9 protein-coding genes and 1 pseudogene are annotated in these 12,125 nt (G+C 38.4%); 2 read left to right on the forward strand and 8 right to left on the reverse strand.

Translation table 11 applies throughout. The features are described from left to right. Nucleotides 1-33 precede the first annotated feature (33 nt). Nucleotides 34-849, reverse strand: a complete 816-nt coding sequence (locus O1Q81_RS07830) for a chain-length determining protein (RefSeq protein WP_386686621.1) — start codon at nucleotides 847-849, stop codon at nucleotides 34-36. 29 nt (nucleotides 850-878) lie between these two features. Next, nucleotides 879-1,955: a UDP-N-acetylglucosamine--undecaprenyl-phosphate N-acetylglucosaminephosphotransferase gene (gene wecA / locus O1Q81_RS07835; protein WP_386686623.1), complete on the reverse strand. Its 1,077-nt coding sequence runs from the start codon at nucleotides 1,953-1,955 to the stop codon at nucleotides 879-881. 153 nt (nucleotides 1,956-2,108) lie between these two features. Here wecA and hemL point away from each other — a divergent pair, with 153 nt between their 5' ends. After that, nucleotides 2,109-3,404, forward strand: a complete 1,296-nt coding sequence (hemL, locus tag O1Q81_RS07840) for a glutamate-1-semialdehyde 2,1-aminomutase (protein ID WP_386696926.1) — start codon at nucleotides 2,109-2,111, stop codon at nucleotides 3,402-3,404. 24 nt (nucleotides 3,405-3,428) lie between these two features. After that, nucleotides 3,429-3,848 (forward strand): DoxX family protein, encoded by a 420-nt coding sequence (locus O1Q81_RS07845; RefSeq protein ID WP_386686628.1) that lies wholly within the window; start codon nucleotides 3,429-3,431, stop codon nucleotides 3,846-3,848. A 63-nt stretch (nucleotides 3,849-3,911) separates the two neighbouring features. Here the strand turns inward: O1Q81_RS07845 and O1Q81_RS07850 are convergent, their stop codons facing one another. The 6 genes and pseudogenes from O1Q81_RS07850 to ettA form a co-directional block, all read right to left on the reverse strand. Beyond that, a complete protein-coding gene (locus tag O1Q81_RS07850; RefSeq protein ID WP_386686631.1) occupies nucleotides 3,912-4,385 on the reverse strand; it encodes a redoxin family protein in 474 nt (157 codons plus the stop codon). Nucleotides 4,386-4,417: 32 nt separating this feature from the next. Then, nucleotides 4,418-5,068 (reverse strand): cytochrome c biogenesis CcdA family protein, encoded by a 651-nt coding sequence (locus O1Q81_RS07855; protein WP_386686633.1) that lies wholly within the window; start codon nucleotides 5,066-5,068, stop codon nucleotides 4,418-4,420. Nucleotide 5,069: 1 nt separating this feature from the next. Then, nucleotides 5,070-6,014: pseudogene (msrB, locus tag O1Q81_RS07860) on the reverse strand (peptide-methionine (R)-S-oxide reductase MsrB); the annotation flags it as partial. Nucleotides 6,015-6,312: 298 nt separating this feature from the next. After that, the gene (locus O1Q81_RS07865) at nucleotides 6,313-7,989 is read right to left on the reverse strand and encodes an ABC transporter ATP-binding protein/permease (RefSeq protein ID WP_386696928.1); all 1,677 of its coding nucleotides are present in this window, start codon (nucleotides 7,987-7,989) and stop codon (nucleotides 6,313-6,315) included. 45 nt (nucleotides 7,990-8,034) lie between these two features. Then, a complete protein-coding gene (locus O1Q81_RS07870; RefSeq protein ID WP_386696930.1) occupies nucleotides 8,035-10,269 on the reverse strand; it encodes a TonB-dependent siderophore receptor in 2,235 nt (744 codons plus the stop codon). Nucleotides 10,270-10,399: 130 nt separating this feature from the next. Further along, entirely contained in the window at nucleotides 10,400-12,070 is a 1,671-nt protein-coding gene (ettA, locus tag O1Q81_RS07875; protein WP_386696932.1) for an energy-dependent translational throttle protein EttA, read from the reverse strand. Nucleotides 12,071-12,125 lie beyond the last annotated feature (55 nt).

The following is a 12,125-nucleotide window of genomic DNA, read 5'->3' on the forward strand; positions in this document are numbered from 1 at the left end:
TGGTTAAATGCGAATGCTGAGATCGGTAAGATCTTAAATTTTGTCATTCACCCTTTGGCTGTGACTTTTTTGTTTACGCCCAACAAAAATCAAAGCGAGCAATAAACCGAACAAGAAACCAGCTGCAGCACCGACTTCCGCCCATAATAAGCGATCTGGTGATGCCACTTTAGGTTGAGTTGGGGATTTTAAATAATCAAAGGCGGCTAATTGGTTATCTAATGGCGAAACCGATTTCATCATATTTAATTTACCTTGCCAGCTTAATTCACCTTGTTTGGCATTATCAGTACTTTGTTGAGCGGCTAAATTTACCTGATTGAATAAGGTTTTCCACTTGGTAATCAATTCATTATATAAAGATTGTCTGGTTAAATAATTGACATGTTTTACAAAACTCTCCAACTGTAGCATCGCTTGTTTTGGGTTGTCTAAGGTTAAACTGATACGATCGGGAATGTTACGTTCAGGATTTCCTTCAACAAATTGAATACCTGCAATAAGTTCTTGTAAAAAAGCCTCATCTCGTTCTTCAATGCCTGTTTGACGTTGTTTATAGAAATCAGAATCTAACCAGAATTTAGATAAATTATCATAGGTTTTTAACTGTTGTTTAAACCCTTTATAAACAAAATTCGCCGTTTCTTTTTGATCTTCGGTTTTATTACCGTTAATTAATTGATACATTTCAAACAAAGAAAAATAAGTACCTAACTGCTCTACTTTCGGTTGACGCACTTCTACTTCTGCTTTCCATTGTTCTCTCATGGCATAACTCGCACCATAGCCAGCCACAGCAAAAAGTGCGGTGAAAATAATAATAAATAATAAACTTTGTAATAATTTCATAATATTTCCTAAATCTAAAACAATGTTCGCTACACTGTTTGCTTTTTCGCACGTAATAAACGGCGACGATGACGGCGAACAAAACGTGTAATTCGCCACGCTCTGGTAATTGAATAAGAATACAAAAAGAATAAACCAATGAATAGAATAAACATTAGCCATTCATTAATATAATAAATTTCACCTAAAATGCCAAATCCTGCACACAAAGCAGCGATAAAAGTGATTAACATAAAGGCTTGGCGATGGGTTAACCCTGCTCGTACCATCAAGTGATGAACGTGTAAACGGTCGGGGCGAAATGGACTTTTACCTTTACGCAAACGGCGATAAATAATCGCCACCATATCAATTAACGGAATCGCCACCAACCATAAGGCTGTCACTGGATTCATCGGGTGTCCTTTGCCTTGTGTACTCAATAATAAGATCCAAATAATGGTAAAACCAATGAGCGTACTACCACTGTCGCCCATAAAAATTTTATATTTTTTACCAAAAGGAATACAAAGATTAAACATCCCATACGGTATAATCGCCACAATTAAGGCAAAGCACCAACGTGCCAGATCATGTTGATTATCCATATACATCAAAATCCCCACGCCAGCAAATGCGACACTAGATAATCCACCGAGTAAGCCGTCAATACCGTCAATCATATTAAACGCATTAATAATCGCAAGAGTAGCAAATACCGTAATCACCACGCCAATCCAACCGAGTGTAACAGTAAAAGGTCCAATAATTTGTCCTAAGTGATCAAGGGATAAACGCCCATAATACATCATAAATACCGATAACACCGCCTGAATACCTGCTCGTAAGAAAGGGCTAATATCATAGCGATCATCTAAAATTCCAATGGCTAATAGTACAAAGACACTAAATAAATAAAGCTGGGGTAACTTGGTTTGATCCCATTGTAACAGGTAAAAACAGAGATTTCCCATAAACAGCGAAATCCCTCCAATTAAAGGGATCGCCCCCTGATGACGTTTGCGGTAATTGGGTTTATCTACTAAACCGACCGCAATGGCAATGGGACGCATCACTAAAATAGTAAGAAAAGATGCTAAAAATGTTAACAGTAAATCTAACCACATATCCTTTATTTCGCCTTAACGTGCTACCTCTAAAAATATTGCAAAGCATAGCATTAATCCTATCTGATTGCAGAATATTTTTACAAAAAAACAAAAATTATAGAAGAAATACAGTACAATAGTTGCGTATTATTGATGATAAAAGGAAAAAATATGTCAAATTCAACCGCACTTTTTTCTCGAGCTGAACAAGTTATCCCAGGGGGGGTCAATTCCCCGGTTCGAGCATTTAAAGGCGTTGGCGGAACGCCAGTGTTTATTCAAAAAGCCGCTGGAGCCTATATTACTGATACAGACGGCAAACAATATATTGATTATGTCGGCTCATGGGGACCAATGGTTCTCGGACATAATCACCCTGCGATTATTGATGCCGTGTTAAAAGCCGTGCCAAATGGATTAAGTTTTGGTGCACCTACGGAAAGCGAAATTACGCTTGCGGAATTAGTATGCCAACTCATGCCTTCTATTGAACTGGTGAGAATGGTCAGTTCTGGCACGGAAGCCACTATGTCTGCTATTCGTTTAGCACGTGGCTACACAGGACGAGATAAAATTATCAAATTTGAAGGTTGTTATCACGGTCATTCAGATTCTTTATTAGTTAAGGCAGGATCAGGTGCATTAACTCTAGGTCAACCAAGCTCCCCTGGTGTACCAGAAGATTTTGCTAAACATACCTTAACCTGTACTTATAACGATCTTAATTCAGTCAAACAAGCCTTTGAGCAATATCCTAACGAGATTGCTTGTTTAATTATTGAACCTGTGGCAGGCAATATGAACTGTATTCCGCCCAAAGACGGGTTCTTACAAGGTTTACGTCAACTTTGCGATCAATACGGCACTGTATTTATTATTGATGAAGTCATGACAGGTTTCCGTGTGGCGTTAAGCGGCGCACAATCTTATTATGGCGTTACACCTGATTTAACCTGTTTAGGTAAAATTATTGGTGGCGGTATGCCTGTAGGGGCATTTGGTGGAAAACAAGAAATCATGCGATACATTGCACCAACAGGTCCCGTTTATCAAGCAGGCACTCTTTCTGGCAACCCAATCGCCATGGCAGCTGGGTTAGCTTGTTTAACCGAATTAAGCAAAAACGGCAACCAACAAAAATTAGCCGAAAAAACGGAAAAACTCGCTCTAGGCTTAAAAATGCTTGCAAATAGACACAGCATACCATTCCAAGTACAATATGTAGGCGGCATGTTCGGTCTATTCTTTACAGAACAGCAAGAAATCACCAATTTCCAACAGGTTATGCAATGTGATACCACAACATTTAATCGCTTCTTCCATTTAATGTTAGAAAAAGGAATTTATCTTGCACCCTCTGCCTATGAAGCAGGTTTTATGTCATTAGCACATTCTGATGAAGATATTGACCGCACTTTAGCTGTAGCAGATTGGGCTTTTGAACAATTAGCTCAACAAACTATTTAACTCAAACACAAGAAGGAACTATTTATGAGTACATCAATCGAAAAAATCAACCAATTAGTCGATAAACCAGATCTCGCAAAATTCATTTTGCGTGTTAGCTTTGCCTTTATGTTTTTATTACACGGCATTCATAAAGTCACGGGAGGCATAGATTTTATCACGGATAGATTTATTGAACTCGGATTGCCAGCTTTCTTTGCTAATGCCGTTTATGTATGTGAAATAGTTGTACCCATTTTTATTATGTTTGGGGTTTTCACGCGTATTAATGCTTTCATTGGCGTAATTTCTTGTATCATCATTATTCTGGTAAGATACGTTCCGCTCATTTTCGCACTTGCTCCAACGGGTGCTTGGGCGATTGAAGGTGTTACCACTTATCTGTTTGCATTCTGGGCAATTATGCACCTTGGTTCTGGCAAATATGCGTTGAAAGCAGATTAATCTTAGCTTATAAAAAAAAGGGCTAACCCAAAGGTTAGCCCCCTACCCTCCTTGGTAGCATGACTAATTAAACGCTTGTTTAATTTGTGCCGTTCCTAAATGCCCTGGAATTACTTTTTGTAAATTTAATTCTTGATCCACAATTAAACTTGACGGATAGCCACGAACTTTGGTGCGTTTAAGCACTTCACCACTTTCATCAAGTAACACCACAATATTTTTATATTCTAGTCCCTTGTACCATTCAATAAAATCACCTGTGGATTTTTCACCTTTGTGTTCTGGTGAAACAATGGTAACAACATTAAAATCTTTATTTTGATCCGCACTTAATTCATCAATTTCAGCCAAACCTGCTAGACAAATCGGACACCAAGATGCCCACATTTTGACATACAGTTTTTTGCCTTGATATTGCTCAAGTGTCACCGTATTGTTGTTCAGATCTTTAAATTGAATATCTTTCAATGTAGTTTCTCCCGCTGCAAATGAATTAACACTAAATAACATAAACACTAACGCTAATAATTTTTTCATTGTTTAAAATCTCCTTATATTAAATTTCGCCACTACATAAAAATATGTAAATTATTGGTAATTAATAGAATACCCATTAAGATGATTAATATACCACCGACCATTTTAAATTTGTTTAAATGTTTATTCATAGATTTTGCCTTTTTCAATAAAGTGTCAGAGAAGAAGGAAAATACAATAAACGGTGTGGCTAAACCTAACACATAAACAAACATCATCGCTGCACCATATAACGCTGAACCATCATTACTAGATAACGCCAAAATAGAGGCTAACACTGGTCCAATACAAGGTGTCCAACCAAGGCTAAAGGTTAATCCTAAAACAAAGGCTTCAATAGATGAACTTTTACCGCTGGTTTTAATTTCCACCAATTTGGTTTGTTCTAAGAATTTAATCTTAAAAATACCTAGTTGATGTATGCCAAGAATCACCACAATAATCCCAGCGATAATTCTTGTTTTATCATTGAATAACACATCACCTAAAAAACCAAACCCAAAACCTAGTCCAACAAAGGTGACAGATAAACCTAACACAAACAAAAAGGTATTTAAGATCTTTCTACCACCTTTACTTAAGATACCAAAATAAATCGGTACGATTGGGAAAATACAAGGCGATAAAAAAGAAAGTAATCCCGCCAAAAAAACACTACTAATTAATAAATTTTGATCAAACATCTTAATTCCCTTTAACTAAATTGATTAAATAACCATAATGTTCTTCTTCCATTTTATTTAATGGAATAAATTTAATCGCTGCACTGTTAATACAATAGCGTAATCCACCCTTATCTTTTGGACCATCATCAAACACATGTCCTAAATGAGCCTTACCGCTACGGCTAATAACCTCAGTTCTCAGCATATTAAAACTTCTGTCATCGGCATAAGTAACCACATCCTTGTCAATCGGTTTGGTAAAGCTAGGCCAACCACAACCAGATTCAAATTTATCTGCGGAAGAAAATAGTGGTTCACCTGTGGTAATATCCACATAAATCCCTGCTTCAAAATTATCCCAATATTCATTACTAAATGAACGTTCCGTGTTTTTACCTTGCGTGACGGAATATTGTAACGGGGTTAATTTCGCTTTTAATTCTGCATCACTTGGTTTTGGATAATCTTTTGGATCAATAATAATATGGTTGGCTTGCTCTAAATCAATATGGCAATAACCATTAGGATTTTTCTTCAAATAATCCTGATGATATTCTTCCGCCAACACATAATGTTTCAATGGTTCTACTTCCACTTGAATCTTATCTTTATATTTCGCTTGCTGTGCCTGAATGGCTTTTAAAACAATTTCTTTATCCTGTTCATTTTGATAATAAATACCCGTACGATATTGACGACCACGGTCATTACCTTGCTTATTCACGCTAGTTGGATCAATTACTTGGAAATAGTATTTCAATAATTTATCTAACGACACCTTATTCGCATCATAGGTTACATGAACGGTTTCCGCATGATCGGTACTGCCGATCAGATGATAATTCGTTTTTTCGGTTTTACCATTGGCATAACCCGATGTCGCATCTTTTACCCCGTATATTCTTTCCATATAGGCTTCAATGCCCCAGAAACAACCACCAGCCAGATAAATTTCACGAATGTCTTCTTTTTGCATATTTGTTGCTGAATTCATACTCTTAACCTCCATTGCTGGTTTCTCACTATTTGCCATGGTGATTGGACTTACTGCCATAGCTGAAATAAATAATAAAAACAATTTATTGTATTTCATAATCTTCTCCTTGTTAAATTTTTCATGAAAGAATATCTTTCATATTAGGTTAGTCGTTGCATAAGTAAAATACTTACAAAAAATTTCATATTTTTATAAAAAATACCGCACTTGATGATTTAAAGTTCAAACCATTAATGAAAGTGCGGTGGCTTTTTCGTCTATTTTATCACGAATGGATTAAGGAGCGTCCTAAGTTAATCTTGCTCTCGAACATCTTTTCCAATGAACTTTGGTGACTAATTCCTACACACAAACAATCGGGCAACTGTTGCTTCAGTGTTTGCATAAGCTGAATAGCACTTTGCTCGTCCAGTTGATTGGTAGCTTCATCTAAAAAAAGCAAACTCGGTTTATGTAATAAGGCTCTAGCAAGACTAATACGTTGTTGCTCACCACCAGAAAGTTGTTTATGCCAAGGTTTAATGCAGTCCAGTTGCTCGGTTAATGGATCTAAGCCGACCCAATTTAATACTTGTTTTAATGCTTCATCATCGGCAATAGTCTGCCGTGGATAGCTTAATAATTGGCGTAAATCGCTTTCAAATAAATACGGCTTTTGGGGTAAAAATAAAAAAGACGACGTTTGTACTTTCAATTCACCTTGATAATAACGCCATAATCCAGCCAGAGTGCGAAGTAGCGTAGATTTTCCAACGCCACTTTTTCCACTGATTTGATACCAATTTCCTGCGGTTAAATGAAAAGAAATATTCGAAACCAAAAAGTGTTTTTCAGGTGTATATAAGGCAAGTTGCTTGACCTGAATTTCCGTCTGTGGCTCAATGATTATTTGAGTTTTACTCGTAGGCACTTTCTCTAACGCTTGTTGAAATTGAGATAAACGAGCAATCACCGCTGACCATTGCATGAGTTTTTTATAATAATCCATAAACCAGCCAAAGCCATCTTGTACATTGCCAAAGGCACTGCGAGCTTGCATCATATCGCCGAGTGTCATCGTACGGGTGAGATACATGGGCAAAGTGGCTAAAATCGGGATAAATAGACTGATGCGTAAATAACTGGCTGAAAATAGCTCAATTTTAAATTCTCGGGCAATTAACTCCTGCCAATTTTGTTTAATCTGTTGAAAACGATGATTAAGTCTATACTTTTCATTGGGTTCACCTTGATAAATGGCAATTTGCTCTGCATTTTCTTTAATCTGAACCAAATTTGTACGGTAATCCGCTTCACGATGTTGTTTTTCAATATTGAGAGGTTGTAATTTATGCCCAATCCAGTGCATAAAAAGCGTGCAAAGTACTGAATAAAGTAATGCCACCCAAACTAAATAGCCGTAAATATGAAAAGTGCGGTCAAAAATTTGAACGTTTTGTACCCCTGACATTTGCCACAATAACGTAATAAATGCCACGAGTTTGGCAATGTTCATAATAAAATATTTAAATAAATCAATGCTTAACTCACTTAATAAGGCAGAATATTCGGCAATACGTTGATCAGGATTATCTATATATGAGTGATAAAACTGCAGTTGATAATGGCGATGTTGGTTTAGCCAAAGAGATTGAAATTGCTCGGTAAGTTGCAAACGCCAGCGGAAAATCAGCTGCTTGCGTAACCAGTTGCCGAATACAATAAAAGCAACAATAAAAGCAATATAAATTAAATAATTAATAATTAATGACGGAATAATATCGCCATTAAAATCCGCCACCGCATCATAAAAGGCTTTATTCCATTGGGTAATATTGACGCTCATTTGGATAATCAACAAAGCAAAACTGATAACGGCAAATAATAACAGCCATTCACGCCATTGCTGTGGTTTTCCCCAAAAAGGGCGAGCGAGAGTAAGAAAATGTTTTAAGGTTTGCATAAGAAAAGCAGGGCGAAACGTTGTTCGCCCTTGTGTTAACTTTGATTAGTAATTCCAACTAAATTTAAAGGTCACATTACGTCCTTCGCCGTAATGGTTGTTAATACCCAAAGTACGTACTCTATGATTTTCATAATAAAGTTTGTTGGTAAGATTATCGCCAATTAAACTTAACTTGATATTTGGAGTTGCCGCATATTGAATATTAGCACTCCATAACGCATAGCCACCTTGGGATACGTTATATATGCTAGACGCAGCAGTTTGAGCATTTACCCCAACGCCAATGGTCCATTTATTATCATCAATCGGCAAGTTATAGCTGGTGTATAGACGGAACAAATGTTTCGGCGTATGTTTGCTAAATTCCATGCCTTGCGTATAAGTATTGCTTTCCGCACGGCGATATTCGCTGATGTTGAAAGTGTAACCTGCAAAGAGTTTCCAGCGTTCAGTTAAGTCGCCTGAAATTTCCGCATCTACCCCACGGCTACGAATGAGTCCAGTAGGTACAGAATAGGCTCTTCCTGTGTGTGAATTTGCTGCGGAGATCGTCACGGCACGATTTTCTTGTTCAATACGGAACACAGAAAGTGCAGTGTTTAATTTGCCATCGTAAAATTCAGATTTCCAGCCTAATTCCATATTCGTGCCGACAATCGGATCTAAGATTTTACCTTCCGCATCGGTTGCTGTTTGCGGTTTGAAAATGCTGGTGTAGCTGGCGTAGATGCTATGGTTGTTATTGATGTCGTAGGTTGCACCAAAGTAAGGGATAAAGCGAACACGTCTTACCTTGGAATGGATATCAGCATCCGTATCAGGTACATAGCTCCAAGTATCATAATTGGTATTGCCTACGGAACGATAATTTTCGTAACGCGTGCCTAAAATAAGGGCTAAATCATCGGTCGCTTGGAATTTCGTCCCTGCGGTAATCGCGTTAGAAATAATTCTTGAATCATAAAACGTACGATCCGCATACCCACCATTACTACTCACGCTATTCCAATCTGGAGCATTTAACTCATTACCTTGGAATTCAAATGGATTAAATGCAGTAGAATTTCTTGCTCTTTTCCAAGTAGTGTCGGTTCTTTCATAAGAATAGTTATGACCCAAAAAGACTTCGTGTTGGCGACCAAATAAACTGTATTTACCGTTTAAATTGGTATTCACCACAAATTGTTTGCCGTCATTCTCATATTTTTGAATATTTTGTGTCGCCAGTGTTGAACCAGACGTATAACCTTGATAGCTAGTTGAACTGTTATAAATCCCTGCTAATTGGCTATCAGATTGATTTTTGGTGTAGCTAATTTTATTGGTTAATTTCCAATCATCGTTGAAATAATGGTCAAATTCGGTAAATACATTGGTTTTCTTAGTACGCAATTCATTCCAATTGTAACCTAAATAGGTGTCACGAGAAAAACCAGCATTGCCGCCGCCAACTGCCATTGGGATCCCCCAATAATCAGGCACTTCTTTTTGATCTTGGTATAAACCACCAATAGTGAATTTGTTGTAATCATTTAACACAAAATCTAACACACCATAGATTGTGCCTTTATTATTTTTTACGTCATCTTGTGCGGTTCTTTCACGTTCGCCCACTGCCACTAAACGTCCGCTAATAGTTTGGCTTTGGTTTAAACTGCCAGAAACATCGCCCACGGCACGCAATGCACCAAAACGATCCACGGAGGTTTCAACGCTGGCTTGGGTTTGTGCCGTTGGTTTTTTGCGTACCGCATTAATCGTACCACCAGGTTCGCCAACCCCTTGGGTTAAGCCTGTTGCACCACGCACCACTTCAATATGATCGTAAATGGCAAGATCGGTCATACTTTGAGCATCACGATAAGGATTACCGCTGTTACCACCGAGAACGCTGGTGGCTAGACCATCTTCTTCAATTTTATTAATGTAGAAACCACGGGATTGGAAACGATATTTACCACTGTCTTTTACTACGTTCACACCAGTAGTATTACGCAAGGCTTGTTCCATGCTAGTAATGCCTTGTTCGCTTAATTGGGTATTGGTAATCACACTGACCGATTGTGGAGTTTGACGAGGTGAAAGCACTAAACCTGTAGTAGTGGACATTGCAGAGGTGGTTAAGGATTTATTATGTTCAGTGGTGGTTTCACCGCTAGATGCTTTCACTTCAACAGCATTTAATGCAGAATCTTGCTGTACGGTGTTATTTTCAGCATAAACTGAAGTGGTACTTAATACAAGTAGTGTTAATACACTTAATGAATGTTTTTTCATAGGCTTTCCAAATTAGATTGAATAAAAAATAGGCTCTCAAAAAGAGAGCCGTATTCTAGCATAATGAAAATCATTTTCAACTAGATTGTCGGGAGATTTTCCCCCAATACTATCTTAGTTTATTTAACTACTACTTGGTCATTCGTTTATACTTAATCCGATGCGGTTGAGTCGCCGCTTCGCCTAAGGTTTTCTTTTTCCATTCTTCGTAGTCGGTAAAGTTACCTTCGTAGAAAGTCACTTTGCCTTCATCGCCATAGTCTAAAATATGGGTGGCGATACGGTCTAAGAACCAACGGTCGTGGGAAATCACCATCGCACAACCTGGGAACTCAAGAATGGCATTTTCTAAGGCACGCAAGGTTTCTACGTCTAAGTCATTGGTCGGTTCGTCCAATAACAATACATTGCCACCACGTTGTAGCAGTTTAGCTAAATGCAAACGACCACGCTCACCGCCCGACAATTCGCCGACTCGTTTTTGCTGATCGACACCTTTAAAGTTAAAACGCCCCACATAAGCACGGCTTGGAATTTCGAAGTTACCGATAGTTAAAATATCCTGTCCGTTAGACACTTCTTCCCACACGGTTTTTTTGTCGTCCATCGCATCACGGAATTGATCCACCGACGCTAGGGTCACAGTTTCCCCTAAGGTAATGGAACCGCTATCTGGCTGTTCTTTGCCTGACAACATACGGAATAAAGTAGATTTCCCTGCCCCATTTGCCCCGATAATCCCCACAATCGCCCCTTTTGGAATGCTGAACGATAAATCATCAATCAAAGTGCGGTCACCGTAAGATTTGGTTAAATGTTCAACTTCGATCACTTTATCCCCTAAACGTGGACCAGGTGGAATAAAGAGTTCGTTGGTTTCATTACGTTTTTGATATTCGCCTGAATTTAATTCTTCAAAACGTGCCATACGTGCTTTACTTTTCGCTTGACGACCTTTTGGATTTTGACGAACCCATTCTAATTCTTTTTCAATAGATTTTTGACGAGCGGACTCGGTGGCTTGTTCTTGGGCTAAACGTTTTTCTTTTTGTTCTAACCAAGAAGAATAATTACCTTCCCATGGAATACCCTCACCACGGTCAAGTTCTAAGATCCAACCTGCGACATTGTCTAAGAAGTAACGGTCATGGGTAATTGCCACCACAGTACCTTCATAATCGTGTAAGAAACGTTCTAACCACGCTACGGATTCAGCGTCTAAGTGGTTGGTTGGTTCGTCTAATAACAACATATCGGGTTTTTCGAGCAATAAACGACACAATGCTACACGGCGACGTTCGCCCCCTGAAAGATGTTCAATTTTCGCGTCCCATTCTGGTAAACGTAAGGCATCGGCAGCACGTTCTAATTGGTTATCTAAATTATGTCCATCATGAGCTTGAATAATAGCTTCTAAATTGGCTTGTTCCGCAGCGAGTTTATCAAAATCTGCATCAGGATCGGCATATAAAGCGTAAACTTCATCTAAACGGGTTAAGGCATTTTTTACTTCCGAAACCGCTTCTTCAATGACTTCACGCACGGTTTGTTGTGGCTCTAATTTTGGTTCTTGCGGAAGATAACCGATTTTAATCCCTGGTTGTGGACGAGCTTCCCCCTCAAATTCTTTATCTACGCCAGCCATAATGCGTAATAAGGTGGATTTACCTGCACCGTTTAAACCAAGAACCCCGATTTTCGCCCCAGGGAAAAAGCTCAAGGAAATATCTTTCAAAATATGACGTTTCGGCGGAACAACCTTGCCTACTCGGTGCATAGTGAAAACGAATTGTGATGACATTTTTTATTCTCTCTTTATAAAATAAGGAAAGTGCGGTGAAAAATACCGCACTTTT

This window comes from Lonepinella sp. MS14436, from assembly GCF_042470565.1.
Taxonomy (GTDB): domain Bacteria; phylum Pseudomonadota; class Gammaproteobacteria; order Enterobacterales; family Pasteurellaceae; genus Lonepinella.

Coding starts and splice junctions, on each gene's coding strand:
- O1Q81_RS07865 (WP_386696928.1), bottom strand. CDS start 7,989: ATGCAAACCTTAAAACATTTTCTTACTCTCGCTCGCCCTTTTTGGGGA.
- O1Q81_RS07845 (WP_386686628.1), top strand. CDS start 3,429: ATGAGTACATCAATCGAAAAAATCAACCAATTAGTCGATAAACCAGAT.
- wecA (WP_386686623.1), bottom strand. CDS start 1,955: ATGTGGTTAGATTTACTGTTAACATTTTTAGCATCTTTTCTTACTATT.
- O1Q81_RS07855 (WP_386686633.1), bottom strand. CDS start 5,068: ATGTTTGATCAAAATTTATTAATTAGTAGTGTTTTTTTGGCGGGATTA.
- hemL (WP_386696926.1), top strand. CDS start 2,109: ATGTCAAATTCAACCGCACTTTTTTCTCGAGCTGAACAAGTTATCCCA.
- O1Q81_RS07850 (WP_386686631.1), bottom strand. CDS start 4,385: ATGAAAAAATTATTAGCGTTAGTGTTTATGTTATTTAGTGTTAATTCA.
- O1Q81_RS07830 (WP_386686621.1), bottom strand. CDS start 849: ATGAAATTATTACAAAGTTTATTATTTATTATTATTTTCACCGCACTT.
- ettA (WP_386696932.1), bottom strand. CDS start 12,070: ATGTCATCACAATTCGTTTTCACTATGCACCGAGTAGGCAAGGTTGTT.
- O1Q81_RS07870 (WP_386696930.1), bottom strand. CDS start 10,269: ATGAAAAAACATTCATTAAGTGTATTAACACTACTTGTATTAAGTACC.